Raw genomic sequence first — 26,035 nt, 5'->3', positions numbered from 1 at the left:
CGATACGAACGTAGGTCAGCCGACCTCGGCGCATCGGTCGCCCGGCCAAATCGCGTGCTTCATGCGCGACCCTCAAATGCGCCCCGGCTACGGACGTAAACGATAATCCCGGCATGGATGGCAACGGCAACCGCGATGCCGGTCGCGTGCGCCACAAATCCCGCGACCCCGGCCATATGAAACTGCCAAATACTGTAAGCACCTACCGGCAAGAACAGCCCCGCACCGGTCGCAAGTCCGGGGTTGTAGCCTTTGAAGACCAGGGCGTGACCGATATGAACCAAACCGTTAACAACGGCCAGATACACTGCAATCAAACCCAGACCCGGCTCGCGGAGCGCCGCCAAATAGGTGGCAATGACGATGACGCCCCAAACGCCGGGGACATTGATGATAAACACGGCCAACGACGACAGCACGGGCTTGCCGCCGCCGACGGTCCGGTTGAAAAAAGTTCGGAAGCGGTCTTGATCGTGTTCCTCGTACTGATGCAGCATATACATCGGCAGATGCAGAAACGTCAGCGCGAGCGGCATCGACCACCCCGCGGTCAACAACGGGAATAACATCAATAATAATAACCCGGCCAACGCGCCGCCATAAACCCAATGCGTTATCAAGCGCTCGAACATGAAATGTTTCCGACAGTCGATTAGAAGTCGTTAACTCTAGTCCAATTCGAAAGTTTCAGCGCCGACAAACGGCCGATTTCCGCGTTGGAATCGCCAAGTAAACAACGCAGCTCCCCCCCCCCGACTGGTCGTATCCTTGGAAGACCGCAACAAAATAAATAGCGAATAGCGTGACAAATGTGGAAAGTGATCAGCGAACAGGAACCCATCCCACCCGAACCGGACAAACTGGATCGAAAGTTCGCGCAACGCCCTTCGCTGAAACGGTTTCGAGACCTCTTGCTCCCAGTTTAATTCGCCATGCATCGCTTCATGACGATCGACCCTAAATTGCAGTGTCGGCAAAATCCAAGCGAAACCCTGGGTTTTCCTTGACGAAAACGACCAAAGACAGTAGCTTATCCAACCTTTTTTGTAAATCCGTATCCGTGCGATCCGTATTGTTTTCGAGGGCTTAAAATTGGAACTCAGTGGCGGGCAAATTCTTGTCCAATGTCTTAAAGATGAAGGTGTCGAATTCGTATTTGGCTATCCGGGTGGCTCTGTATTGCACATCTACGATGCCATATTCCATCAAGACGACGTGAAGCACATCCTGGTCCGGCACGAACAAGCCGCGGCCCACTCGGCGGACGCCTACGCCCGCGCCACCGGCAAGCCCGGCGTGGTGCTGGTGACTTCCGGCCCCGGCGCCACCAACGCCGTCACCGGCATCGCCACGGCGTATATGGATTCGATTCCGATGGTGATTATTTCCGGACAAGTGCCGTCGCCGGTGATCGGCAGCGACGCGTTCCAGGAAGTCGATACGGTCGGCATCACCCGCCCCTGCGTCAAGCACAACTTTTTGGTCAAGGACGTCAACGATCTCGCCGAGACCATGAAAAAAGCCTTTTACGTGGCAACGACCGGCCGCCCCGGCCCGGTATTGGTCGACGTGCCGAAGGACATCACCGACCCGAACATCAAGGTACCTTATAAGTACCCGAAAAAAATCGTGATGCGCTCCTACAACCCGGTGGTGACCGGCCACAAGGGCCAGATTAAGCGGGCCGTCGATATGCTGCTGGCCGCGCAACGCCCGATCATTTATTCGGGCGGCGGCGTAATCCTGGGCGAGGGCCATCAAGAATTGACCGAGCTGACTCAATTGCTGGGCTTCCCGATCACCAACACCTTGATGGGTCTGGGCGCTTATCCGGCTACCGACAAGCAATTCGTCGGCATGCTGGGCATGCACGGGACTTACGAAGCCAATATGGCGATGCACGAAAGCGACGTGATCCTGGCGGTCGGCGCGCGCTTCGACGACCGGGTTACCGGCAAGTTGACCGAGTTCTGCCCGTACGCCAAGATCATTCATATCGATGTCGATCCGGCCTCGATTTCCAAGACCGTGAAAGTGGACGTGCCGATCGTCGGCGAAGTTAAACCGGTGCTGAAGCAAATGCTCGAGTTGATCCGCGACAGCAAGGACAAACCGTCAAAGGCCTCTCTGGAAAACTGGTGGAAGCTGATCGACAGTTGGCGCGGCGTACGCTGCCTGGAATACGACCGGGAAAGCCGGATCATCAAGCCGCAATACGTGGTCGAGCAGTTGTACGAAGTCACCAACGGCGAGGCCTTCGTGACCTCGGACGTCGGCCAACATCAAATGTACGCGGCGCAGTATTACCATTTCGACAAACCGCGGCGCTGGATCAACTCCGGCGGCCTGGGTACGATGGGCTTCGGCTTGCCGGCCGCGATCGGCGTGAAGCTGGCATTTCCGGAAGCGGACGTGGCCTGTATCACCGGCGAAGCCAGCATTCAGATGTGCATACAGGAGCTTTCGACCGCGTTGCAATACAACACGCCGGTCAAGATCGTTAATCTGAATAACCGTTACATGGGCATGGTCCGGCAATGGCAGGAGTTTTCCTACCAAAGCCGCTACTCGCACTCCTACATGGACACGATTCCGGACTTCGTCAAACTCGCCGAAGCCTACGGCCATGTCGGCATGCGCATCGAGAAACCGGAAGAAGTGCGCGACGCGCTGAAACAAGCCTTTGAAATGAAGGACAGAACCGTGTTCCTGGATTTCATTACCGATAGAACCGAGAACGTATATCCGATGATAGAAGCAGGCAAGGCCCACCACGACATGAAATTGCGCGTCGCGCCCGGCACTCCGGTCGACAGGGAGTTATCGTGATGCGGCACATTATTTCCATCCTGATCGAGAACGAAGCCGGCGCGCTATCGCGCGTCGCCGGCCTGTTCTCGGCGCGCGGCTACAATATCGAATCGTTGACCGTGGCGCCGACCGAAGATCCCAGCCTGTCGCGGATGACGCTGGTCACCAGCGGCAGCGACGAAATCATCGAGCAGATCACCAAGCAATTGAATAAATTGATCGATGTCGTCAAATTGATCGACCTAGCCGAATCGGCGCATATAGAGCGCGAGCTGATGCTGGTCAAAATCAAAACCAGCCACGACACCCGCGAGGAAGTCAAACGCATGGTGGATATTTTTCGCGGCAAGATCATCGACGTCACCCACAACAGTTACATCGTGGAAATGACCGGCCAATCCAATAAATTGGACGCCTTCATCCACGGCTTCGAGGAAGGCTGCATCATCGAAGTGGTGCGCTCCGGCCCGACCGGCATTTCCCGCGGCGAAAAAGGCTTACACCTATGAGCGTCGCCGGAGTACCGCGCTAGATTGGTACTCCGCGTGACGGCGACTCCCAGAAAGTCGATAAAATTTTTAATTCACACCAGAGTAACGAGAGAACCTATGCAAGTTTATTACGACAAAGACGCCGATCTTTCGATCATCCGCAGCAAGAAAGTCGCCATCATCGGCTATGGCTCGCAAGGCCATGCCCATGCCAACAATCTGAAAGACTCCGGTGTCGACGTCGTGGTCGGCTTACGCGCTAGCTCCGCGTCCGTCGGCAAGGCCCAGGCCAGCGGCCTGACCGTCAAGGACGTACCGGAAGCCATCGCCGGCGCCGACGTGGTGATGATTCTGACCCCTGACGAATTTCAATCCAAGCTGTACAAGGAAGAAATCGAACCGAACATCAAACAAGGCGCGGCCCTGGCTTTCGCCCACGGCTTTGCGATTTTATACAACCAAGTCGTGCCGCGCGCAGACCTGGACGTGATCATGATCGCCCCGAAAGCACCCGGCCACACCGTGCGTTCCGAGTTCGTCAAAGGCGGCGGCATCCCGGATTTGATCGCGATTCACCAAAATGCGTCCGGCATGGCCAAGGAATTGTGTCTGTCCTATGCCTCGGCGATCGGCGGCGGCCGTTCCGGCATCATCGAAACCACCTTCCGCGACGAAACCGAAACCGACTTGTTCGGCGAACAAGCGGTATTGTGCGGCGGCGCGGTGGAATTGGTGAAAGCCGGTTTCGAAACCCTGACCGAAGCCGGCTACCCGCCGGAAATGGCCTACTTCGAGTGCTTGCACGAACTGAAACTGATCGTGGACTTGATGTACGAAGGCGGCATCGCCAACATGAATTACTCAATCTCCAACAATGCCGAGTACGGCGAATACGTGACCGGTCCGAAAGTCATCAACGAAGAAAGCCGTTGGGCGATGAAACAAGCCCTGGAAGACATCCAGCAAGGCAAATACGCCAAGCAGTTCATCCTGGAAGGCCAAACCGGCTACCCGGAAATGACCGCGCGCCGTCGTTTGAACGCCGAACATCCGATCGAACAAGTCGGCGCCAAATTGCGCGCGATGATGCCGTGGATCAAGGCCAACCAAATCGTCGATAAAAGCAAGAACTAAGCTGATCGACTAGACTTAAAAGCCCATCTTCTCGATGGGCTTTTTTTTGTCCGCTAGATCGAAAAAGCATGCCAGAGTCGCTGCGTTCGCATACGCTGAAAACCGTCATCGCCGCCGCGGCACTGGCCGTACCGGCCGCCAGCGTGGCCGAATGGCTGGACTGGAGCACCAGCGAAATTCAATATTTGCACGGCCCAACCTACTCCGAACCGTTTAACGCCAACGATATTGCTCGCTCCATCGTCACCGTGACCCACACTCACGGCTGGCGTTACGGCCGAAACTTTTTCTTCATGGACACCCTGTTCACCGAAAGCGGTCAACCGGCGCAAGTCAACCTATACGGCGAAGCGTACAGCACCCTTAGCGTCGGCAAAATTAGCGGCCTGGACCTGTCGTTCGGCATCGTCAAGGATGTCGGCGCCACGGCGGGCATCAATCTGGGCGAAAACGTCAATAGCCCGCGTAGCGGCTATCGGGCCTGGCTGTACGGCATCAGCGTCGATTTCGATTTGCCGGGTTTCGAGTACTTCAATGTCGATTTTTTACGGCAACGCGTCACCGAACCCTCCGACATCGGCACTTCTTGGCAAATCACGCCGGTGTGGAAACTGCCGTTCGAAATCGCCGGCACAAAATGGAGCTTCGAGGGCTTCGCCGATTTCATCGGCCGCAACCAAACCGCCGCCCGCCAAGCCCTAGCCCAACCGCAACTGCGCCTGGACCTCGGCGATCTATGGGGCGCGGGTAACCATTTGTTTATAGGCCTAGAATATCAATACTGGCACAACAAATACGGCATCAAAGGCCTGCATGAAAGCCTGCCGCAGGCGCTGGTGGTTTGGAAGTTTTGAGGAGCCCGCGGCATCAACGATTTGCACGGCAGACGACGGCAGTTTGGAATCCTCCGTTTAACCGGCCGAACCGCTGATGCGTCGATGCAGGCCGAGATCGTTTAACTGAACGGCCCGCAATCGGCATTTCCTCAAGCAACCGTCATATTCACCATGTACAATGCCGCCAAATCGAATTTCCCGTCCGACCGAGATGATAAAAAAACCAGCGATTGCGCGTCATAGAGGCATTTATCTGCTGCCCAACTTGTTCACCACCGGTGCGATGTTCGCCGGGTTTTACGCGATCACGTCGGCGATCAACGGTCGCTTCGAAACCGCCGCGATTTCGCTGTTCATCGCGATGGTGCTGGACGGCCTAGACGGCCGAGTGGCACGGCTGACCAACACCCAAAGCGAATTCGGCGTGCAATACGACAGCTTGTCCGATATGGTTTCGTTCGGCGCCGCGCCGGCCATCGTCATGTATTTGTGGACCTTGTCCAGCATGGGCCAGGCCGGCCTGTTCGCCGCCTTCGTACACATGGCCGGCGGCGCGTTGCGCTTGGCGCGTTTCAACACCCAGGTCGAAGTCGCCGATAAACGTTATTTTCAGGGCTTGCCCAGCCCGGCGGCGGCGGCGATTCTGGCCGGCGGCCTATTGTTTTGCATCGAAAACGGCTACGACGTCGAGAATTTCAAATATCTGGTGCTGTTTACCACAATCAGCACCGGGCTACTGATGGTCAGCAACTTCCGCTATTCCAGCTTCAAGGAGCTCGATTTCAAAAACAAAGTGCCGTTCATCGTCGCGATTATCGCGATGCTGGTGATCGGTTTCGTGATGGCGCAACCGCAACGCATGCTGTTTTTGTTGTCGGTCGGCTACGCGCTGTCCGGCCCTATCGTCACGCTGGTGGTGCGCAAACGCCGGCTGCAAAGCCGTAAGGGATAGGGAGCCATGGCCGGGGCCGGCAAGTTCTTGCAACACGCCCTAGACCGCCACTGGCAACTGTATCGCAAACGCCTGCAAACCTGCCGGCAAAGGGCCGACGAAGACAACATCCACAAACTACGCACCGGCATCCGCCGGCTGGTGTCGGTGATAGACCTGATCCGCGCCTTGGCGCCCTGCCCGGCTCTACGCAAAGCCCGTAAAGTGCTGAAGGCGCAACTCGACCGCTTCGACGATTTGCGCGATACCCAAGTCATGTTGCTGACCATCGACGCAGCCATCGTCGAACTGCCGGAATTACGCGACTTCCACGAGCACTTGCGTCGCCGGGAGAACCGATTGCTTGGCCGCCTGGAACCCGAGATCGCCGCTTTTAGGACCGGCAATCTGCGGCGCAAACTGAAAAAGTCCGGCCGGCGAGCAAACCGGCGCGCCGCCGACATCGATCTTGCCCAAGCCATCCCGGCCGTCGTCGATCGGGTTTATGCCGATGCGCTGGAGCGCCATGCCGCAATAGATGACAGCCATCCGGCCACGATCCATCAACTGCGGATCGCGCTGAAAAAGCTGCGTTACATGCTGGAAGCCGCGCCCGATCAAATTCCTGGACTGAAGCCGGACTTACTGGAACGCTTGCAACGCTATCTAACCGCGATGGGCGATATTCAGAACGCGGAAGTGCTGGCATCGGCCTTGGCTGAGTTCTATCGAGGCGCGCCGCCCGCACCGGTCGCCGACTATTTTCAGCGGCAACATCGGCAGCTGATGGCCGAATTCATTGCCGACCGTTACGAGATCTTTCGATTCTGGCGAGCCGCGCCCTACCAAGCTCAACCCTGGCAACCCGACCTCGCCGTTTAGGCGCAACGCCGCACTTGAGCCGCGTGGCGACTATGCAGTATAGTGCGGCCCCATGAACATCAAGACGACTTTTCCGCAGCCTACCGAATTCGCCCGACCAGTATCCGGCCATCTTGCGCTCGCCCCGTCTCCAAGACTGCTGCCCTGAGGGGCTAGCAATCATTCCACGACGACTTCAATAAACACCACTTTTTCCGCTTTCTCGGCGAGATGCCGAACGTTTCATGAACGGAGCCCTCATGAAAGATTCATTGATTATTTTCGATACCACCTTGCGCGACGGCGAGCAAAGCCCCGGCGCGTCGATGACCCGCGATGAAAAAGTACGCATCGCCCGCGCCCTGGAGCGCATGAAAGTCGATGTCATCGAAGCCGGATTCCCGGCCGCCAGTCAAGGCGATTTCGAAGCGGTGCAGGCCGTCGCCGATGCGATTAAAGACAGCACGGTCTGCGGTTTGGCCAGAGCCTTGGACAAAGACATCGACCGGGCCGGCGAGGCCTTGAAGGGCGCGAACAGTTCCCGCATCCATACCTTCATTGCCACTTCGCCGATCCACATGGCGAAAAAGCTGAACATGCAGCCTGACCAAGTGATCGAGTACGCGGTCAAGGCCGTCAAACGCGCGCGGCAGTACACCGACAATGTCGAGTTCTCGCCGGAAGACGCCGGCCGCTCGGAAGAGGATTTTTTGTGCCGGATTCTGGAAGCGGTGATTACCGCCGGCGCGACGACCTTGAACATCCCGGACACGGTCGGTTACAGCATGCCGCAGCAATTCGGCGCGATGATCGCCAATTTGCGGCAACGGATTCCAAACGCCGACAAGGCCGTCTTCTCGGTACATTGCCATAACGACTTGGGACTTGCGGTCGCCAACTCCTTGTCGGCGGTGATGAACGGTGCCCGCCAGGTCGAATGCACGATCAACGGCCTGGGCGAGCGCGCCGGCAACGCCTCGCTGGAGGAAGTGGTGATGGCAATCCGCACCCGCCAGGATTTTTTCCAATGCGACACCCGCTTGGACACCCGCGAGATTGTCACCTGCTCGAAGCTGGTGTCGTCCATCACCGGCTTTCCGGTACAGCCGAACAAGGCCATCGTCGGCGCCAACGCCTTCGCCCACGAATCCGGCATTCACCAGGACGGCGTTTTGAAAAACCGCGAGACTTACGAAATCATGCGGGCCGAGGATGTAGGCTGGACCACCAACCGGATGGTGCTCGGCAAGCATTCCGGCCGCAACGCGTTCAAAACCCGAATGGCGGAACTCGGCGTGCAGTTCGATAGCGAAGCCGATTTGAACGATGCCTTCTTCCGCTTTAAGCAGTTGGCCGATAAAAAGCACGAAATCTTCGACGAGGATTTACAGGCGCTGATTTCCGAGCAAAGTTTCGAGGCCGAAGACGAACACATCAAACTGGTGGCGCTGAAAGTCTGTTCCGAGACCGGCGAAGTGCCGAACGCCACCGTGACCATCCTGGTTGACGGCAAGGAAGTCACCGGCAATGCCACCGGCGGCGGTGCGGTCGATGCCAGCCTGAAGGCCATCGAAAGCCTGGTGCAAACCGGCGCGACCTTGGCTTTGTACTCGGTCAACAATATCACCACCGGCACCGATTCTCAGGGCGAAGTGACGGTCAGACTGGAAAACGCCGGCCGCATTGTCAACGGCTCCGGCGCCGATACCGACATCGTCATCGCCTCGGCCAAGGCTTACATCAACGCGGTCAACAAACTGCAAAGCCCGGATCAGCGCCAGCATCCGCAAAAGGGTGACGTGTAACAGCTCGCGATGGAAAAGTCGGTCCGCTTGCAATACCTGGAGGCGATGGGTATCGATGCCTGGGAACTTCGGCATCCATCTATCGTCACCGAGCAAGCGGTTGCCGCCCCTGTAGGGTGGGCATCGCAAAGCGAAGCTCACCACTTCGACGCCGCCGATAACGAAGCCGCGCCAACAGCGGAATATCCGGCCGTAGACGAAACTGCCACCGATCACCGGCACGCTGAACCGGCACTGCAAACCGCCGCATCCGACTCGTCTTGTATATCCGAAAGCGATGCCTTCGCACCATTGCCGCATCACCCCAAGTCTCACACCGACGACCAGGCCTGGAAAGACCTGCAGCACGAAGTCGCTATCTGCCGCGCCTGCGCTCTCTGCGAGACCCGCACCCAGACCGTATTCGGCGTCGGCAACAAGCATGCGACTTGGCTGCTGATCGGCGAAGCGCCGGGCCGCGACGAGGATCTGCAAGGCGAGCCCTTCGTCGGGCGGGCCGGCCAATTGCTGAACGAAATGATCCGGGCTATAGGCATGCGCCGCGAGCAGGTCTACATCGCCAACATGCTGAAATGCCGACCGCCGAATAATCGCGATCCGAGGGCCGAAGAAGTCGATGCCTGCCACGATTTTTTAAAACGCCAGATTGAACTGATTCAACCCAAGCTCATCGTCGCCGTCGGCCGCATCGCCGCGCAAAACCTGCTAAAAACCCAGCAACCGCTGGCGCGGCTGCGCGGCATCCGCCACGAATTGGCCGGAATACCGTTGACGGTGGTACACCACCCCGCTTATTTGCTACGCTCGTTGCCCGAAAAAGCCAAAGCCTGGGAAGACCTGCAATTCGCGCTTTCCGTTTATCAATCGCTGGAAACCTAACCCCATGTGGAAATTGCTACACAAGCTGAAAGATGCCGTGATTTACGACGCCGACCGCGAGTTTTACGCCAAGGTATTTCCCGATTCGGTCGCGCCGCGCGACTTGTTGAGGCTCCGTAAAATGGACCACGCCGATTTACCGCGCGTTCTGACCATCGAAAATGAAAATTACGAGTTCCCGTGGTCGGAAGGCATTTTCAAGGATTGTTTTCGCGCCATCAATTACACCAACTGGGTCTGCGAAGCGCCGGACGACAGCATCGTCGGCTATTGCATCATCTCGGTGATGGCCGGCGAGGCCCATATCATGAATATCAGCGTCAGTCCCCGCTTTCAGCGTCAGGGCGCCGGCCGCAAGATGCTGGAGCATTTGATCGAATACGCCCGGTCGCGCGCCGAAAAAATCTTTCTGGAAGTCCGCCCCAGCAACCCCGGCGCGATCGACCTGTACCGCAAGACCGGTTTTCGGGAAATCGGTGTCCGCAAGAATTACTATCCGGCCAAACAGGGCCGCGAAGACGCCATCATGTTCGAACTGGATCTGGTGCCGCGACTCTAACACGGCCGCTTGACCGGGCCGGAAACGATGAGGTAAAACCCGCGCTAGGGTATCCACGAGACTTTCCGATGACTGTTTCCGAAATTGACGGCCTGCTGTTCGATCTTGACGGCGTTCTCTACGTTGGCGACGCGGCGATTCCCGGCGCGGCGGCGGCGCTGGCGCACATCCAGTCGTTGGGCTTGCCCCGCCGCTTCGTCACCAACACCACGACCCAATCGCGCGCGCAATTGGCGGCCAAACTGCAAGCCATCGACTTGCCGATCGTCGCCGACGAGATATTGACGACTCCGCACGCCGCGCGCCTCTACCTCAAACATCGCGGCTACCGCAGCTGCCATTTTCTGGTCGCCGACGCGGTCAAGGATGAATTCGCCGAATTCAACGCCGCCGCCCAACAGCCGGACGCCGTCGTGATCGGCGATATCGGTTCGGCCTGGAATTACGACATTCTCAACCGGGTGTTCGAAATGGCCATGGCCGGCGCCGAGCTGATCGCCTTGCACAAAGGCAAATTCTGGCAAACCGCCGACGGCCTCAGGATGGACATTGGCGCTTTCGTCACCGGCCTGGAATATGCGACCGGCAAGACCGCCGCAGTCATGGGCAAGCCATCGCCGGCCTTTTTCGCGCTGGCCTTACGACAACTTGGCCTGCCGGCCAGCCGGATCGCGATGATAGGCGACGATATCGATTCCGATGTCGGCGGCGCTCAGCGCGCCGGACTGCAAGGTATCCTGGTCAAGACCGGCAAATACCGCGAGGCCTATACCCTAGCATCGTCAGTGCAACCCGATCTGATACTGGACTCGGTCGCCGAGCTGCCTCGGCATTTAGGACGTTAGCAAGCTTGCTGTGCTGAAACAGAACTCTCGATTGCGAGCCGACGTTTGGAAACTCAGGCATTGACGCGTGCAGCAAGCCGGACTCGGCGGACAAGCCTCAACTCGGACAACCCTCCGCCTCCACGGCCGGCGTAAGTCGCAGAGGTACCTAAACCGACTGTTTTCATCACGGCCACCCCTCGATTCTAACGAACTGAATTCGTTTTAACTCCCCGCCAAAGCCCATCGGCGCCGATGCCGATTTCCACACTCTAAAACCGGAAGGATTCCGTTTATTTGGGATTTCTGTTTCATCTAAGGCCATTCGAAAAGCCGAGGCCCGAACAGAATGCTGTTACCGAAAACGCATCCGATAATATAACAAGTTATTGACTTACCAATCTTTTAAACCTGCTCATTATTATTAACCTGGATTCGCGCCGAGATACGCAAATTTAGCGTGCTTATTCCCCGGAATACACATGCTTTAAGGCACTAGAAAAATCAACAAGGAATTTTCCCAAGTGATGCCGGGAATTATTCTGTCTGGACCTGATAAGTTTCGTCCATTTTGACGAAAAATATTATCATCGACGGAAGAGCTGTCAGCGTGACAAATTGTCGCATTTTCAATAAATAATCGGAGTGCTATATTTTGGATTGGTTAATTTTTACGAAAAAAATAACCTCGCCCCTGCGGCTGATCACTTTTATTTCAACACCCTTGATAATCAACAGGAAATTTCAAATGGAAAAAATTACAGCACTATCCCTGAGCATCGGCATTCTTTCTGGAGTCGCCACGTATTTTGCGGTGGGCCCCGCGGCGGGCGTGTTTTTTATTTGGGCTGCAACGATTGCATGGGCGGCTTATTTCTTATTAGGCGCGGACCGAGAGGCGGCAATTAACACGATAATCAATGGAATTTTCGGAGTGTTCATGGCCTGGATCACCGCACTATTGCTGCTGAAAATAGATCCGGAAATCTCATTGGGCGTCGAAATTACCACTGCATTAATCGTGGCGGGCGCGGTGATTGTACTGTGTCTGTCTGCGAATTTACCGCAATTCGCGATTATACCGGTTGGCGTTTTGGGTTACTCCTCCACCTTCGCTTATTTACTACAAACTCCCGATAAATTGAATCAGGAAGTTCTTTTAGGCGCATCGCTGAATAACCCGCTGTTGGTCATATCGATTTCGTTTATTCTCGGATCGGTATTTGGACATCTTTCGAATCAATTGGCCGGAAAACTTAGCAGTATTCCAAGCCCTCTGGTTAGAAAAAGATAAAACAGGATTAGCACCACCAGGCAAGGATGCCGAAACGCTTATACATTCAGCGAAGTCGAACAGCGAATTTGCATCCGCCCGCCGACTTCGCTCGACGCTTTCCCCGCAACGATAGCCATCACGGCTTAGCATTGCCTCAGCTCGAGGCTTTAACACTCTGATGTGCTTGCAGGCGCTTCGACATCGTTGCCGCGAATATCCGCAAACATTGATACGCTTCGGGTAACGTCGGCAACACGGCGGCAAGAATCCGTTCGTCGCTTGCGCCTCCTTCAATATTACCGCCGATCCGCGATTTCAGTTGTTCCAAATTATCCAAATAACTAAGGTCTTCGGTCACCAATGCGGTAATAATATTAATACTTCCCTTGACAAGATCGTAACACTGCCCGGTTTCCTTGGCGATAATACCGCTTTGCCAAAAAGACCAGCGCAAGTTAATGCCCCTCAAAAATCCATAACACCAATGCCAAATATCAGCCATCGTTTCTTCGTCAATCTCGGAAAAATCGTACGGAAACTCTAGTTTATCGGCCAGCATCGACTTATTTGCCGACTTAACCACGGCGACTACCGCTTTTTTCAAGCGCTTAACTTGTCTTCCGCTTAAATCGGGTCTATCCCCCAAAAACAACTCCGCCATCCACTCGGATGGATCGATTATGCACGGCGTGATAGTCAGCGCATAAAAAAAACCGGTTAACCCGGCTTTGTTCAAATGCAATTCCGGAAGAACGCATTCATTTAAAGAGAATACTAGCGCGTCTAATGCTTTATTATCGATCATAGCCTTAAATAATGGGTTAAGTTACTTGACACCCCAAGAGGATATTGCTCAAACCTAGCGGTCGTGAAAGGATTTTCGTCCCTGAAAATGAAGGTATCTGTAGCGACTTTAGCCGAGATCAAGGCGTTCCTGACCTAGATATATCGGTGATTTTCCTAACGACTTTCATAGTAAAAGACAGCATTGTCAAAATGACTCGCCACGATTGCCAAAAAACCTGGATATGGTTTGTTTGACTTGCAACAGTAAAATCAATAAAACGTCAAAACCGGACAAATCGGACCAACGACAGGCTCACAAATTTCACCGTCTCTTGAATAACCTCGATTTGCTCTATTAACTAAACAGGCGATGCTTTCGCCAGCCAATCCGTGGACAAAACGACTGTTTACCGCCGGCATCTATCGTTCGCCCTAGTCATTAATTTGCCGGGATAAACTCGGTCGATGAAAATATCACAATCGGACGAAAGTTCGCGGCAGGGTAGCGGGGATCAAACTCGCCCTGATTGGCGGAAACTTCAGTTGTTTGCGCTTGTTGATCGCTCTCGTTGCCATCGGCGCTGTATATCAGCTTGGGCTGAAAGTAAGCCGCCGGATAGCTTTCAGAATGCACTGAAAAACTAAAGCCCAGCAGTACCAAACCTATCGCAAACCTCATCAGAAACCTCGCCATCGTTAATCCAAGAAACCCAAAACCGACATATTAATCCGGAGAATCAGCGCTTAAACGGCGTCAATCAGCCTAGCGTCACGGCCCGCCCGATCCGAACGCCGAGTAGAAACGCGCCGCCGTGCGGCCAAAGCGCAGCACCCAATAACGCCGCCATACCAAAGCAGGAAAAATGCCAGATCCCGCCAGCACCTATAGCATTGATTTTTATATTTTTTTAAAAATAGAACCATCCAAGCCCGCAATCCATCCGTTTATTTTTTATGCACCTGTTAATTTTATAAACAATGATTTGTACAGTTTGCACGATGCCTTTGGCAGCCCCATCTCGAATCCGCCGCGCGCCATACGCAACTGTCACCTTGGCGCTGTCGCGGCGACTCAAAGTTGGATACACGGAAGGCTCCCGAGTCAAATGAATCAACGCAAGACGAATTTGGACTGCGACAGGAGTGAATTTCGGTTCGGGAAGAATTCGAGCGCAAATTGACCAGACACCGACTTCGCCTCACACCGAACGACGATGATCCGATGGAATTTAGGGCACGAGCGGCCGCGCCGCCTACTAAAACGACGTGAACGGCGATTTGATTCGCGAGAACGTAAGCCGCGAACCGGAAACCAATCCACCCCGGCACACCATTCGCCCCGTCGATTGCCAACGCGCAAGGATGCGGGTCCGAGCGGACAGTTCTGGAGGGGAAAATATCGAGGCCGATCCCGGCGCGCTGAACAGCCGGGACGCTGACAATCTTAAATTGCCGCAAAATCTCACGCAGGGCGGATCCGAGTCCGGCGCGTCCGACGGCGCTCGTGTTATTGGCGAAGGGAGGAATAGCAACGTTTGCCGGCAAGTTCCGGAGGACAGCTCGCCAAGCTGCTGAGTTACGTCCGATGAGTTGGCGCCGCCAGCCTTCGACTTGACAGTCGCGGCGGCCCAAAGTCAGCCCGACGGCAGGTTGCATACAACGGAAGCCAGCGACGCATACCCTCCAACAAGGCGTGTCCGCCAGCCCAATTGGCTGGCGGAGCGGCGCCTAAGGCCAATCTCGAGCTAATCGGCCGAGCCGGAGGACGGGGCTGGGCTTATTCAGCCCTTTTTGCCGAATTTTCCGAACAATCCGCGCAATTGGCCCTTGGCCTTTTCGGCGGCCTGCATCGCGTCGGCGGTGGCGGCTTCGAGTTGTTCGATCAACGGTTCCGCTTCGTCATCGTCGGCATTCGCTTCGCTTTTGCCCTTGCCGAGCAAGCCCTTGAACTTGGACATCGCGCCGCCAGCGGCCGGTTTTTCGGCGGGCTTATCCGCCGCGACAGTCGGCGCGATTGGTTCCGGTGCCGGTTCCGCGCTCGGGGCCGGTGTCGGTTCGGCTTCAGCTACCGTGGGCCTCGGTGTCGAACCGCCGAATTTTTCGTCCAGTTTGGCGAATTTCTGCATCGTGCTGCCGAACAGCTTTTTCAAGCCACCGCCGGCCGGCTCGGCTGGTTTGCCAGAAGCCGGTTCGACGACGACCGGACGCGGCGGCTCCACCGGTTTGGCGACGACAATCGGTTCGGGTGCGCTGATCTCGACGGGCTTCGGTGCCGGGATCGGTGCGACCGGACTGGCGACCACCGCCGGCTTTTCAGGCTCTACGGCCGCTCTAACACTATCGCCGATACGCTCGCTAACCGGCGCGGGGGTTTCCGATTTTACGGCCGTCACCGGAGCCGGAGCCGGCGCGGGTACCGCCTTGACCGCAGTGGCGGTGGCTAGCTTCGCTTCCAGCTCGGCGACGCGCGCGGCGTCGATCCGCTGTTGTTGCGCTTGGCGTTGCTGTTCGGCCAAGGCCGCTTCCAGTTCGCCGATTTGTTGAGTTTGCGACTCGACGCGCGCCCGCAATGCGCCGAGCAAGGCTTCCTTCTCGCCCACCTTGGCCGCCTCGTCCTCGCGGGCCTGTTCCGCGTCGGCCTTGGCTTGACGCTCGGCGGCCAGTACGCCGTTCAATTGCTCGGTAATTTGCCGATGCTGATCCCAAACCTCCTCGGGGTTGCCGCCGTCGCCGCCGGGTACCGGCAATCCAAAGTTCGCCGCCAGCCCCTTGTTGGCGTCGGCGAGCCTTTGGTTGGCTTTAAGCATTTGCTGCTCCAACGCGTCGATTAATTGTGCCCGATTGGCGATTTCGGCATTGGCGGCGGAGACTTGCTCGCCGCTCTCGGTCAATTGCTGCTGTAAGCCTTCGATTTGCAGTTTGGCTTCGGCCAGTTCGGATTGCAGTTGTTGCAACGCGGCGGCCAGCCGGCGAAAACGGCCGTTCAGAAAACCGATTCGGATGCTGTAAAAAATCGCGGTCAACAGCCAGACCGCGACGATCAGCGTGATCGCGTATTCCTGATTGGCCAGCGTCAACCGGTACCAGTCGGCGGCGATGGATTCGAGCATCGGCAAATAATCTTGCATAAAATATCCCGGTAGTTGTCGTTATTATTAAAAGGCGGGAAGACCGCGATGACTTCCGAATCCGATCGGGCCGGTTCGGAACCGGCGCAGTATATCAGTTTGTCGCGGTACCGACGCGGAGCGCCCGTCCGGTGGCGGCCTTCAATATAGCCAAGGCAACAGGCGCCAGCGCACCGCGCAATAGTCGGCGTGAGCCGCGCCGAATTCGGCCGCCAGCATCGCTTCCTCGATCGCGATTCGGCCGCGCACGGCCAGGCCGATCGGCAGGGTTGCCGCCAATATGGCCAGACCGTCGCCCATCGCCAAGCCGGCTCCGGCCAGCGCCAGCAGCAAACCGGTATAGGCGGGATGGCGCAGCCAGCGGTAGGGCCCGTCGACGATCAACTCGTGACGGGGCTGTATCGTGACGTCGGTGGTAAAAAATCGGCCTAGACGCTGGACCGCCAGATAGCGCAAGCTCAGACCGGCCGCGAAAATCGTCAGTGCCAGCGCCTGCCTGGGCAAATAAGCCACCGGCAGCGGCCACCACCATAGTTGTTTGGCGTACAGCGCCGCAATCAGACCGGCCGCGCCGGCCAGCCACAGGCGGCGTTGCGAATCGCGTTCGGCGGCGACACCATCGGTTCGGCCGCGCGCGGCCTGGGCCAAGCAAATTTCCGCCGCCAGCCAAGCCAACGCCAAAACCAACCATAGCAAGCGTACCGCCAACATATTTTCTCTCCAGAGACTCTCGAAAGCCGGCGCGCGCCCGAAAGCCGCGCGTCGTGTACCATACCCTAATTTGCCGGCCGCCATGCAACCCATCATCCGACTTCGCCAGGTTTACAAAGATTATCCGCAGGCCGGCGGCTTGCAGACGGTGTTGCACGGCATCGACCTGGACATCGCCGCCGGAGAATTCGTCGCCATCGTCGGCCCGTCCGGCAACGGCAAATCGACGTTGCTGAATCTGTTGACCGGCATCGATCATCCCAATCGCGGCGAGATTTTCGTGAACGGCGCGGCGCTACACCACCTGAGTAACGCAAAGCTCACCGCCTGGCGCGGCGCCAATGTCGGCATCGTGTTTCAATTTTTCCAATTGTTGCCGGCTTTAAATTTGTGGCAAAACGTAGTGCTGCCGATGGATTTTCTCGGCAAGCTAGACAAACGCCGGCGCCGGGAGCGGGCCATGTCTCTATTGGAGCGAGTGGGTCTGGCCGATGCCGCCGACCGCCTGCCCAGCCAGGTTTCCGGCGGCCAACAACAGCGGGCCGCGATCGCCCGCGCGCTGGCCAACGACCCACCGTTGATCGTCGCCGACGAACCGACCGGCAATCTGGACATGGCCACCGCCGATGCGGTGTTCGAACTGTTCGCCCATCTCAACGACCAGGGCAAGACCTTGGTCATGGTCACTCACAACGAAGCGCTGGCCGACGCCGCCAGCCGCAAGTTGGAAATTCGCGGCGGGCGCATCCATGCCGACGTGACTTGGCACGCGGCCGAGCGGAACGGATCGGGCTTGGAAGCACCGGACGATCCAGCAGCGGACCGCGGAGCCGAAAGCGCTTGAACGTGTTGCGTTACAAGATCCTGGCCGACTGGCGTGCCGCCAAGGCGCGCAGTCTGTTGGCCGTCGTCAATATCGCGATCGGCATTTTTTGCGTCGGGACACTGTTCGGGATGATCACCTTGCTGCTCGACCGCATGGACGCCGCGCATCGACGCTCGCAGCCCTCGCATATCAACCTGATTCTGCGCGGCACGGCCGAGCCCGAACTGCTAAGCCGCTTACGCGCCGTTCCCGGCGTGGCGGGTATCGACACGCTGACACCGCTGTCGGTGCGCTACCGCCAAACCGGCAGTGGCGAATGGCAAAACGCGACCTTAATCGTTCGCCCGGATTACGCCGCCCAGCAATTCGACCTGACCACGCTGGAAAGCGGATCTTGGCCGGGCTCAGGCCAAGTCGCCGTCGAAAATCTGTCCCAGCAAGCAACCGGCTTGACGACCGGCTCGATGCTGGAGTTCGACACCGCTAACGGCCCGACCGGTTTTCGGATCAGCGGCGTCGTCCGCCATCCTTTCGTCAAACCGCCCAAATTCGGCGGTCAGATACATTTTTTCGCCGACCGTTCCAGCGCCGCGTCGTTCGGCGTAGCGGACGGCTATTTCCGGCAGTTGCTGGTGCGCATCGTACCGCCCTACGACGCCGAAACCGCCCGAGGCGTCGCCGCCCAACTCCGAAACTTGCTGGCCGAGCGGCATCTGCCGGTCAGCGTCACGTTGCTGCAAGACCCGGAAAAGCATTGGGGCCGTCCCTTTGTCGCCGGTATCAACTCGGTATTGCAAGCGATGGCCCTGGCGTCCCTGGCCTTGGCCAGCCTGTTGATTTTGAATACGGTATCGGCCCAGATTACCCAACAAACCGACCAGATCGGCGTCATCAAGGCGCTGGGCGGCGGCGGCGCGACCGTGGCCGGGTTATATCTCAGCGAAGTTGCGTTGCTGGCGGTGGGCGCGACTTGCATGGCGATTCCGCCGGCGCTGTTCGGCGCCGATTGGGCCGCTCGCAAGTTGCTGGCCTTGTTCAACATCGCCGGCGGCGCGTTCTCGGTCGCACCCGACGCACTGGCTTGGATGATCGGCGGCGGTCTGATTGCCCCGCTACTGGCGGCGTTGCCGCCGGTGTGGCGCGGCGCGGCGATGACGGTACGGACGGCATTGGCCAGCTATGGCTTGGGTGGCGACTTCGGCGGGAACCGCTTCGACGCCTGGATCGAAAAACTCGGCGCGCGATGGTTGCCGACGCTGTATGCGGCGGCGCTGGGCAATTTATTCCGCCGCAAGGCCCGATTGCTATTAACCCAAGGCGTGTTGATCGTGGCCGGAATCATGTTTTTAGTATCGACCAGCCTGATCGCCTCCGTGAACCTGACGCTGGACAACGAAATGGCGCGTAGCCGTTACGCGGTTAAATTGGGTTTCAGCGTCGACCAGCCCGCGGCTAGGGTCGCCGAGTTAGCCAAATCGCTGCCGGCGACCCGCGATCTCGCGGTCTGGCAACGGCTGCCGGTGGAAATCAGCCATCAAGGGCAAACCTTGCGGCAAACCGGCAGTCTGGGCCTGCAGATGCTGGCGGTACCGGCAGCTTCCACGCTTTACCGGCCGCTGATCGAAGCCGGCCGCTGGTTAGCGGACGACGGCGAGCGGGAATTAGTCATCAGTGCCGACACCGCCGCGCTGAACGGTCTAAAACCCGGCGACAACGTTGATGTAAGGTTGGGGGCGAGCCGCCAGTCCTGGCGCATTGTCGGGGTCTACCGCTGGTTGGCCGGCAACAATCCGGCCGTCGAACCGGTTTACGCGCCGCAGACAACCGCCCGCGAACTGGCCGGGACCGGCGAACTCGCTTCGTTTGCGCTACTGGATGCCGACATCGCCGACGCGGCCGGCGAAGACAGCTATTTGCGCCAACTCAAGGACCGCTATGACAGTGCCGGCCTGACCTTAGACGTCTACAGCACCGAAGCCAAGCTGGCGCAGCGCCGCTATGCCCGCAACCAATTCAATTCAGTATTGGGGACCTTGGCGGGATTGGCGGCGATGGTCGCGGCCATCGGCGGCATCGGCCTGTCCGGCACGCTGACGATCGCCGTGTTGCAGCGCACTCGCGAAATCGGCGTGATGCGCGCCATCGGCGCGCCGACGCCGGCGGTGTTTCGGCTGTTTGCGATGGAAGGTTTGTTGCACGGCGGCTTGGCGTGGCTCGTCAGCGTGCCGCTGGCCAGTTGGCTTGCCCAACCGATCGCCGAACGCTTGGGCAGCGTCATGCTCGGCATGCGGCTGGATTACCGCTTCGACTATACAGCCGCGCTCTATTGGTTGGTATTGGTACTGGCAATCGCCGCACTCGCCGCCTACTGGCCGGCGAAATCCGCCGCCAAATTGACGATACGCGATTGCCTTGCGCATTGACACGGTTGGACGCCGGCTAATAGCGCACGAATTGCCCTTCGTTCGGTAAAAAATCGGCTTCGAAACGATCGCGCGCCGGCTTGGTTTTCGGCGGCCGTTCCGTAGCGAACTGGCGGGGGCTCGGCGGCTCTTCGTCCGCCAGCCGGAAGAAACTCATCAGATTTTGTAATTGCTCGGCCTGTCCGCTCATTTGTTCGGCGGTCGCCGCTAATTCCTCGCTGGACGCGGCGTTTTGCTGGGTCACCCGGTTCACTTGATTCATCGCCTGGTTGATTTGCCCGACGCCGACTGCTTGCTCGTGCGAAGCCGCCGCGATTTCCTGCACCAAGGCCGAAGTCTTGCCGATGGTGGGGATAATCGAATCGATCATCCGCCCGGCCAATTCGGCGTCTTGTACGGTTTGTTCGGCCAACTTACCGATTTCCTGGGCAGCGGTCTGGCTGCGTTCCGCCAATTTACGCACCTCGGCCGCCACCACCGCAAACCCCTTTCCTTGATTTCCGGCCCTGGCGGCCTCGATCGCCGCGTTCAAGGCCAGCATATTGGTTTGATAGGCGATGTCGTCGATGATGCCGATCCGGGTCGCGATTTCCTTCATCGCCTCCACGGTTTGCTTGACCGCCGCGCCGCCCTCGACCGCCTCCTGAGCGGACTTGCCGGCCATCGCGTCGGTGACGGCGGCGTTCTCGGCGTTCTGGTTAATACTGGCCGCCATTTGCTCGACGCTGGCACTGGTCTGCTCGACCCCGGCGGCCTGCTCGCTGGCCGACTGGGCCAAGACTTGCGACGTGGCGCTGACTTGCTCGGCGGCGTCGCTCAATTGGTCGGCCGCGACCGAAACCTCGTTAATCGTTTCCGACAAACGGATTACCGTTGCGTTGGCGGCCAATCGCAATTCCTGCAATTGGCCTTGATAATCTTCGTCGATCCGCCGGCTCAGATCGCCTTGCTCGACACAGGTCAACAGCTCGCGCACCCGGTCCAACGGACCAACTACCGCGTCCAACGTGGCATTGACACCTTCGATGATGCGCCGGTATTCGCCGCTATGCGCGTTGGCATCGGCCCGCACCGCCAGTCGACCCTCGACGCCGGCCTCGGCCAAGGTCATCGCATCGGCCGCCAAGCGCCGCAAATTGACGACGACCGTTCGCAAATTGGCGGCGATGCTCAAGGTGTCGCCGGGCGCGACCGGCACGTCTTGGCTCAAATCGCCGGCCGAAACCGCTTGCGCCAGTTCCGCCGCCGCGCTGGGTTCCATGCCGATCTGGGCCTTGATCGAACGGCCGATCTTCAGTGAAAACCAAACGCAAACCACCAAACCGGCCAGCAACATCGCCGCGGTCAGATTGCGAACCGTCGCGTAATTGGCCTCGGCCAGATCGTTTTGCTGCTTGGCGACCCGCAATTGCAAATCGACCAGCGCGGATATTTTTTCGGAAATCGGGTCTATGGCCGGATACAGGCGTTGCACGGTAAACGCCGCCAGCGCGTTGCGGTCTTCGCGCTGCAAGATGGTCAGCAAATCGGCGAGTTCGCGGTTGGCGTTGGCGAATAGCGGTTCGATCTGCTTGATCAAATCGCGCTCTTCATCCACCAGAGACGTCGACGTATAAGCCCGCCAAGCCTTTTCGACGACGGCGCCGGACTCCTCGATGTTCTTGCGAGCCTCTGCCCAACCGATGTTGCCGTTGCGGGCCTTGTGCGCGGTATCGACGATATTAACGGCATAGCGGTCGGCGATGGTCTTCAAGCTTTGTAGCGGGACGACTCTGTCGTTGTAGACGCTACTCAAGACCGCGTTGACTTCGGCCAGATTGCGAATGCCGAAAATGCACAACAGGACAGCCAACAGGGCCATGATGCCCGGCGGCAACAACAGCCGGGTATTCAGTTTCAACTCCGACAACGGCATACGCATCTCCAATAGTTCCGGTCAAATCAACCATCATGCCGTCTAACCGTGCAGCTATTCGGCGTGAACGAAGAGTTTAAAACCGACGACGGAACTGAAAGCCCTATGTAAGCCTGGACTTACAAAAGGTTTGCGCAAGTTCGAATAACCTGGGCCTTACCGAATCCGCCACCCGCAACGCAGTCATAATACTAGCCGATTTGGCACTTTTGTCAGCAACATCGCCGAGCCACGCCGAGCATTTAGTGCCGGATTTCGCGAGCGGCGACGGCACGAATCCAGCCAACGGCGCCGGACCAGCCGGCATGACCAGGCGTTGATGATCCATAAGGCGGCGCTCCCCGGTAGTGGTAAAATCCGTTATCCCGTCTTTTTTGGAATCGCCGCGATGCTGGAAATTTTGCTGCTGCCCGCCCTGACCGACAATTACATTTACTTGCTGCACGATCCCGCCGACGGCGCGACCGCCGCGGTCGACCCCGCCGAACCCGAACCTGTCGAAGCCGCTTTGCAGGCACGAGGTTGGCATCTAAATTACATTTTCAATACCCACCATCACGGCGATCATGTTGGCGCCAATCTGAGCTTAAAACGCTCAAGCGGATGCCGTATCGTCGGCGCCGCGGGCGACCGGGCCCGCATCCCCGGTCTGGACCTTGCCGTCGAAGACGGCACGACCTTTAACCTCGGGCGCGAGCAGGTACAGGTCATCGCCACGCCTGGCCATACCAGCGGCCACATTGCCTTTTATTGTCCGGACAGTTCGGCGCTGTTTTGCGGCGACACGTTGTTTTCGCTGGGTTGCGGGCGTTTGTTCGAAGGTAGCGCCGAGCAGCTTTGGCAATCGCTGCAACGATTCAAAACGCTGCCGCCGGAGACGCGGATTTACTGCGCCCACGAATATACCGAAGCCAATGCCCGTTTCGCGGTGGAAGTCGATTTCGACAACCCAGCCCTGCGCCGGCGCCAGACCGAAGTCATCGCGCTCAGACAAACCGGACAAGCGACCCTGCCCAGCACAATGGCGCAAGAACTGGCCACCAATCCTTTTCTGCGCGAGCAGGACCCGGCGATTCAACGACACTTGGGCCTGACCGGCCGGCCGGCGCCCGCAGTGTTCGCCGAACTGCGCGGCCTGAAAGACCGGTTTCGCTAAGCGCCGGCGATGTTAGCCCGCGCGAATTTCTGCTAGACTCGCCGTCGATTCGTAGCGTACCCACCGCGCCGTCACCGCCCAAACCCGCCGTTTTTTACCCACCCGCGCCCAACATGACCGCCCAACCATTGCTCAGCATCGTATTGCCCGCCAAAAACGAAGCCGAAAACCTGCCGACCTTCTTGCCGAAATTGAAGGCGCTGTATCCCGACGCCGAAATTCTGCTGATCGACGACGGCTCCGACGACGATACGGCCCAAGTCGCCCGAGCGGCCGGCGCCAAGGTCGTCTCCCACCCCTACGGCATGGGCAACGGCGCCGCGATCAAAACCGGCGCCCGCCATGCCAGCGGCGATATTCTGGTATTCATGGACGCGGACGGCCAACACGATCCCGCCGACATTCCAATGGTGTTGGCCAAGCTGGCGGAAGGCTACGACATGGTGGTCGGCGCCCGCTTGTCGAGCAGCCACGCCTCCTGGTTTCGCCGCACCGCCAACCGCTTTTACAACAAATTGGCGTCGCTGATGACCGGCCATAAAATCGACGACTTGACTTCGGGATTTCGCGCGGTCAGGGCCGACAAATTCCGCAAGTTCCTGTACCTGCTACCCAACGGCTTTTCCTATCCGACCACCAGCACGATGGCCTTCTTCCGTTCCGGCTTCCCGGTCGCCTACGTCTCGATACATGCCGGCAGCCGGATGGGCAAGAGTCACATTCGCCTGCTGCACGACGGCTTGCGATTTTTCATCATCATCCTGCGCATCGGCGTGTTGTTTTCGCCGATGCGTTTGTTTCTGCCGATCAGCGGCTCGATCTTCGGCGTCGGCGTAGCCTATTACGCCTATACTTACCTCACCGAAAATCGCTTCACCAACATGAGCGCGGTGTTGTTTCTGTCGGCACTGTTGATCTTTATGATCGGTATCGTCTCCGAGCAAATTTCGTCCCTGCACTACAAAAACATCGAATGAACCGCGCCGGAACTTGGTCCAGGCGCCGGGCAAGCCGAACGCGCCAATCGGCTCAAGCCCGGCGGCGGCGCGAGATTGAGCCAGCCTAATACTTTGGTACTACGTTGGCTGGCTCGATTTATGTTAGAAACTAATCGACACTCGACAGTCTAATCGACCGAGCTACCGACTGACTTCTACCCCGATCCGACCATGTATATACAAAACCGCTCCGAAACCTACTTCGACCCCTACTGGCGTACCGCCGCCAGCAAAATCATTCCCGGCGAATATTGCGTCGCCCAAGCCGGCGCGGTCATCGTGACGGTGTTGGGCTCTTGCGTTACCGCTTGCATCCGCGACCGCGTCAAAGGTATCGGCGGCATGAACCACTTCATGGTAGCCAATCTGAACGAAGACCAACCGGTCGGCGAACGCCTGACAAATCTGGCCAGCGAGGCGATGGACAAATTTATTCAGCACCTGCTCGACATCGGTGCGGAAGCGCACCAGTTGGAAGCGAAAGTGTTCGGCGGCGGCAACGTGCTAAACCGCCTGAGCCGTAACAATGTCGGCGCCCGCAGCGCAGACTTTCTCCGCGACTACTTGGACGAACGCAATATCCCGATCGTCGCCTCCGACACCTTGGACATTTATCCGCGCAAAGTGTATTTCTTCCCCGCCTCGGGCAAAGTCCTGGTCAAAAAACTGACCGACGTCAAAAACGAAACCATCCTGATCAGAGAACAGGAATACAGTAATCGCCTGCTCGCGGGCGCTCTGATTTGATTCGCGGGTGGCCGACCGGGCTCGCGATAACACGGCTATGCCGTGACGGTTGCCGCCTAGCCCGGCCTAGCGGCGAACCCCAGCTCTTTTATCCCGTCGATTCAAGTTCCCGAAGGTTAACGCGATTTTTTTCGCAACCGGCAATCCCCCCTTTCCGCAGGGCATACCGGCATCGGCGCCAGCGGCGAGATCGGAAAACCAACACCATGCGCGCGATGCCGCTAAGCTAATCGTATTTGCCAGGAAACCGCCATGCGAAACTTGAATCTCGCCGTGCTCGTGCTATTCGCCACCGCGACCTTCACCGCCCAAGCCACCCCACCCGCCAGCCGCACCCTTTCGCTGGAAGATATCAGCCTCGAACGCATCGAAATTCAAGGCCAAATCCAGACTTGGAAACTTAACAAAGTGTGTATCGACCAGCAGGCTTATCTATTGCTGCTCAGGGGCCTCACCGAGCCGGTCGGCATCTCGCCGTCGTTCAAAAACGGCAAGCCGGAACAGTGTCGGCAAACCCTCAACGACAGCCCAATCGACGAATAACCGCGATCGAGCTACCGGACTCGGCATCGAGAATGCGTTAGCGGCTTCGCGATCCGCAAAGAAACCACGTCACCCCAGAACGGTTTTCCGAACGAAGAAGCCGTTCCGGCTATCGGTCCGAGACCCGACATTAAGCCCATCACGCGATTTAAATGCCACGCCCAGGATTAAGCAACACCGCGCGTGCTCGCAAACCGGGCTCTCCGGTTAAATACAATAGAGTAATCGATCAAAGCCGAAAGCACCTCAAGCTTGCTCGTTGGCAACCGCCGGATGTGATAAATCGAACTATTCTCGACCCAAGCTTTCAGCTAGATTGTACGTGCAGTTGTTGAGTAATCAACCTGTTCCGCCGCCGACTGCGGTTAGCGGCAATCTTCCGAGCCTTACTTCTT

The 26,035-nt window shown here is 57.9% G+C and carries 23 protein-coding genes; 17 read left to right on the top strand and 6 right to left on the bottom strand.

Going from position 1 to position 26,035, the window contains the following annotated elements; genetic code table 11:
* Window positions 1–59: 59 nt before the first annotated feature.
* Window positions 60–632, bottom strand: coding sequence for an HXXEE domain-containing protein (locus BJL95_RS03135; RefSeq protein WP_071155412.1), 573 nt, complete (start codon window positions 630–632; stop codon window positions 60–62).
* A gap of 460 nt (window positions 633–1,092) precedes the next feature.
* Here BJL95_RS03135 and BJL95_RS03125 point away from each other — a divergent pair, with 460 nt between their 5' ends.
* From BJL95_RS03125 to BJL95_RS03075, 11 genes are all read left to right on the top strand, one after another.
* The gene (locus BJL95_RS03125) at window positions 1,093–2,829 is read left to right on the top strand and encodes an acetolactate synthase 3 large subunit (protein ID WP_064026224.1); all 1,737 of its coding nucleotides are present in this window, start codon (window positions 1,093–1,095) and stop codon (window positions 2,827–2,829) included.
* Complete coding sequence (gene ilvN, locus BJL95_RS03120) at window positions 2,829–3,320, top strand: acetolactate synthase small subunit (RefSeq protein ID WP_064026222.1); 492 nt, start codon at window positions 2,829–2,831, stop codon at window positions 3,318–3,320. The genes BJL95_RS03125 and ilvN overlap by 1 nt, the downstream gene beginning before the upstream one ends.
* 99 nt (window positions 3,321–3,419) lie before the next feature.
* Window positions 3,420–4,436 (top strand): ketol-acid reductoisomerase, encoded by a 1,017-nt coding sequence (gene ilvC, locus BJL95_RS03115; RefSeq protein ID WP_071155408.1) that lies wholly within the window; start codon window positions 3,420–3,422, stop codon window positions 4,434–4,436.
* Window positions 4,437–4,504: 68 nt separating this feature from the next.
* Window positions 4,505–5,290 carry an outer membrane protein OmpK gene (locus tag BJL95_RS03110; RefSeq protein WP_071155406.1) on the top strand — a complete coding sequence of 262 codons (786 nt, stop codon included), beginning with the start codon at window positions 4,505–4,507 and terminating at the stop codon, window positions 5,288–5,290.
* 193 nt (window positions 5,291–5,483) lie between these two features.
* On the top strand, window positions 5,484–6,224 hold the full coding sequence (pssA, locus tag BJL95_RS03105) for a CDP-diacylglycerol--serine O-phosphatidyltransferase (RefSeq protein ID WP_064026216.1): 741 nt from the start codon (window positions 5,484–5,486) through the stop codon (window positions 6,222–6,224).
* A 6-nt stretch (window positions 6,225–6,230) separates the two neighbouring features.
* The gene (locus tag BJL95_RS03100) at window positions 6,231–7,085 is read left to right on the top strand and encodes a CHAD domain-containing protein (RefSeq protein WP_071155404.1); all 855 of its coding nucleotides are present in this window, start codon (window positions 6,231–6,233) and stop codon (window positions 7,083–7,085) included.
* Between the two features lie 239 nt (window positions 7,086–7,324).
* Window positions 7,325–8,869 carry a 2-isopropylmalate synthase gene (locus BJL95_RS03095; RefSeq protein ID WP_071155402.1) on the top strand — a complete coding sequence of 515 codons (1,545 nt, stop codon included), beginning with the start codon at window positions 7,325–7,327 and terminating at the stop codon, window positions 8,867–8,869.
* Between the two features lie 9 nt (window positions 8,870–8,878).
* Window positions 8,879–9,748, top strand: coding sequence for a uracil-DNA glycosylase (locus BJL95_RS03090; protein WP_071155400.1), 870 nt, complete (start codon window positions 8,879–8,881; stop codon window positions 9,746–9,748).
* 4 nt (window positions 9,749–9,752) lie between these two features.
* Window positions 9,753–10,307: a ribosomal protein S18-alanine N-acetyltransferase gene (gene rimI / locus BJL95_RS03085; RefSeq protein WP_071155398.1), complete on the top strand. Its 555-nt coding sequence runs from the start codon at window positions 9,753–9,755 to the stop codon at window positions 10,305–10,307.
* 68 nt (window positions 10,308–10,375) lie between these two features.
* Window positions 10,376–11,152, top strand: a complete 777-nt coding sequence (locus tag BJL95_RS03080) for a TIGR01458 family HAD-type hydrolase (RefSeq protein WP_071155397.1) — start codon at window positions 10,376–10,378, stop codon at window positions 11,150–11,152.
* 727 nt (window positions 11,153–11,879) lie between these two features.
* On the top strand, window positions 11,880–12,425 hold the full coding sequence (locus tag BJL95_RS03075; protein ID WP_064026234.1) for a DUF1097 domain-containing protein: 546 nt from the start codon (window positions 11,880–11,882) through the stop codon (window positions 12,423–12,425).
* 136 nt (window positions 12,426–12,561) lie between these two features.
* On the opposite strand, the gene BJL95_RS03070 is transcribed toward BJL95_RS03075, so the two are convergent.
* The 4 genes from BJL95_RS03070 to BJL95_RS03050 all read right to left on the bottom strand — a co-directional run bounded on the left by BJL95_RS03070 (window position 12,562) and on the right by BJL95_RS03050 (window position 17,032).
* A complete protein-coding gene (locus tag BJL95_RS03070; RefSeq protein WP_175463636.1) occupies window positions 12,562–13,143 on the bottom strand; it encodes a UPF0149 family protein in 582 nt (193 codons plus the stop codon).
* A gap of 489 nt (window positions 13,144–13,632) precedes the next feature.
* The gene (locus BJL95_RS03065; protein WP_071155396.1) at window positions 13,633–13,887 is read right to left on the bottom strand and encodes a hypothetical protein; all 255 of its coding nucleotides are present in this window, start codon (window positions 13,885–13,887) and stop codon (window positions 13,633–13,635) included.
* A 1,087-nt stretch (window positions 13,888–14,974) separates the two neighbouring features.
* Entirely contained in the window at window positions 14,975–16,321 is a 1,347-nt protein-coding gene (locus BJL95_RS03055) for a hypothetical protein (RefSeq protein WP_071155394.1), read from the bottom strand.
* A gap of 141 nt (window positions 16,322–16,462) precedes the next feature.
* Window positions 16,463–17,032 (bottom strand): isoprenylcysteine carboxylmethyltransferase family protein, encoded by a 570-nt coding sequence (locus BJL95_RS03050; RefSeq protein WP_064026194.1) that lies wholly within the window; start codon window positions 17,030–17,032, stop codon window positions 16,463–16,465.
* A gap of 82 nt (window positions 17,033–17,114) precedes the next feature.
* Between BJL95_RS03050 and BJL95_RS03045 the strand changes: the two genes are divergently transcribed.
* Window positions 17,115–17,876, top strand: coding sequence for an ABC transporter ATP-binding protein (locus BJL95_RS03045; protein WP_083385588.1), 762 nt, complete (start codon window positions 17,115–17,117; stop codon window positions 17,874–17,876).
* 2 nt (window positions 17,877–17,878) lie between these two features.
* On the top strand, window positions 17,879–20,281 hold the full coding sequence (locus BJL95_RS03040) for an ABC transporter permease (protein ID WP_254786670.1): 2,403 nt from the start codon (window positions 17,879–17,881) through the stop codon (window positions 20,279–20,281).
* A gap of 16 nt (window positions 20,282–20,297) precedes the next feature.
* Here the strand turns inward: BJL95_RS03040 and BJL95_RS03035 are convergent, their stop codons facing one another.
* The gene (locus BJL95_RS03035; RefSeq protein ID WP_071155390.1) at window positions 20,298–22,196 is read right to left on the bottom strand and encodes a methyl-accepting chemotaxis protein; all 1,899 of its coding nucleotides are present in this window, start codon (window positions 22,194–22,196) and stop codon (window positions 20,298–20,300) included.
* A 388-nt stretch (window positions 22,197–22,584) separates the two neighbouring features.
* Here BJL95_RS03035 and gloB point away from each other — a divergent pair, with 388 nt between their 5' ends.
* From gloB to BJL95_RS03010, 4 genes are all read left to right on the top strand, one after another.
* Window positions 22,585–23,352, top strand: a complete 768-nt coding sequence (gene gloB, locus BJL95_RS03025) for a hydroxyacylglutathione hydrolase (RefSeq protein ID WP_071155386.1) — start codon at window positions 22,585–22,587, stop codon at window positions 23,350–23,352.
* A gap of 113 nt (window positions 23,353–23,465) precedes the next feature.
* A complete protein-coding gene (locus tag BJL95_RS03020; protein ID WP_071155384.1) occupies window positions 23,466–24,329 on the top strand; it encodes a glycosyltransferase family 2 protein in 864 nt (287 codons plus the stop codon).
* Window positions 24,330–24,521: 192 nt separating this feature from the next.
* Window positions 24,522–25,097, top strand: coding sequence for a chemotaxis protein CheD (locus BJL95_RS03015; RefSeq protein ID WP_064031016.1), 576 nt, complete (start codon window positions 24,522–24,524; stop codon window positions 25,095–25,097).
* 252 nt (window positions 25,098–25,349) lie between these two features.
* Window positions 25,350–25,640, top strand: a complete 291-nt coding sequence (locus BJL95_RS03010) for a hypothetical protein (protein WP_071155382.1) — start codon at window positions 25,350–25,352, stop codon at window positions 25,638–25,640.
* Window positions 25,641–26,035 lie beyond the last annotated feature (395 nt).

Origin of the sequence: Methylomonas sp. LWB, assembly GCF_001856095.1 — a bacterium.
Taxonomy (GTDB): domain Bacteria; phylum Pseudomonadota; class Gammaproteobacteria; order Methylococcales; family Methylomonadaceae; genus Methylomonas; species Methylomonas koyamae_A.
Note: the sequence above shows the minus strand (reverse complement) of the source record. Positions and strands in the feature narration are given on the sequence as shown.

Excerpts from the sequence above, each read along its gene's own strand:
- BJL95_RS03100 (WP_071155404.1), top strand. The coding sequence starts at position 6,231 with ATGGCCGGGGCCGGCAAGTTCTTGCAACACGCCCTAGACCGCCACTGG.
- BJL95_RS03110 (WP_071155406.1), top strand. The coding sequence starts at position 4,505 with ATGCCAGAGTCGCTGCGTTCGCATACGCTGAAAACCGTCATCGCCGCC.
- BJL95_RS03135 (WP_071155412.1), bottom strand. The coding sequence starts at position 632 with ATGTTCGAGCGCTTGATAACGCATTGGGTTTATGGCGGCGCGTTGGCC.
- gloB (WP_071155386.1), top strand. The coding sequence starts at position 22,585 with ATGCTGGAAATTTTGCTGCTGCCCGCCCTGACCGACAATTACATTTAC.
- BJL95_RS03055 (WP_071155394.1), bottom strand. The coding sequence starts at position 16,321 with ATGCAAGATTATTTGCCGATGCTCGAATCCATCGCCGCCGACTGGTAC.
- ilvC (WP_071155408.1), top strand. The coding sequence starts at position 3,420 with ATGCAAGTTTATTACGACAAAGACGCCGATCTTTCGATCATCCGCAGC.
- BJL95_RS03045 (WP_083385588.1), top strand. The coding sequence starts at position 17,115 with ATGCAACCCATCATCCGACTTCGCCAGGTTTACAAAGATTATCCGCAG.
- BJL95_RS03090 (WP_071155400.1), top strand. The coding sequence starts at position 8,879 with ATGGAAAAGTCGGTCCGCTTGCAATACCTGGAGGCGATGGGTATCGAT.
- BJL95_RS03095 (WP_071155402.1), top strand. The coding sequence starts at position 7,325 with ATGAAAGATTCATTGATTATTTTCGATACCACCTTGCGCGACGGCGAG.
- BJL95_RS03080 (WP_071155397.1), top strand. The coding sequence starts at position 10,376 with ATGACTGTTTCCGAAATTGACGGCCTGCTGTTCGATCTTGACGGCGTT.
- pssA (WP_064026216.1), top strand. The coding sequence starts at position 5,484 with ATGATAAAAAAACCAGCGATTGCGCGTCATAGAGGCATTTATCTGCTG.
- ilvN (WP_064026222.1), top strand. The coding sequence starts at position 2,829 with ATGCGGCACATTATTTCCATCCTGATCGAGAACGAAGCCGGCGCGCTA.
- BJL95_RS03015 (WP_064031016.1), top strand. The coding sequence starts at position 24,522 with ATGTATATACAAAACCGCTCCGAAACCTACTTCGACCCCTACTGGCGT.
- BJL95_RS03035 (WP_071155390.1), bottom strand. The coding sequence starts at position 22,196 with ATGCCGTTGTCGGAGTTGAAACTGAATACCCGGCTGTTGTTGCCGCCG.
- BJL95_RS03020 (WP_071155384.1), top strand. The coding sequence starts at position 23,466 with ATGACCGCCCAACCATTGCTCAGCATCGTATTGCCCGCCAAAAACGAA.
- BJL95_RS03010 (WP_071155382.1), top strand. The coding sequence starts at position 25,350 with ATGCGAAACTTGAATCTCGCCGTGCTCGTGCTATTCGCCACCGCGACC.
- BJL95_RS03050 (WP_064026194.1), bottom strand. The coding sequence starts at position 17,032 with ATGTTGGCGGTACGCTTGCTATGGTTGGTTTTGGCGTTGGCTTGGCTG.
- BJL95_RS03065 (WP_071155396.1), bottom strand. The coding sequence starts at position 13,887 with ATGGCGAGGTTTCTGATGAGGTTTGCGATAGGTTTGGTACTGCTGGGC.
- BJL95_RS03075 (WP_064026234.1), top strand. The coding sequence starts at position 11,880 with ATGGAAAAAATTACAGCACTATCCCTGAGCATCGGCATTCTTTCTGGA.
- rimI (WP_071155398.1), top strand. The coding sequence starts at position 9,753 with ATGTGGAAATTGCTACACAAGCTGAAAGATGCCGTGATTTACGACGCC.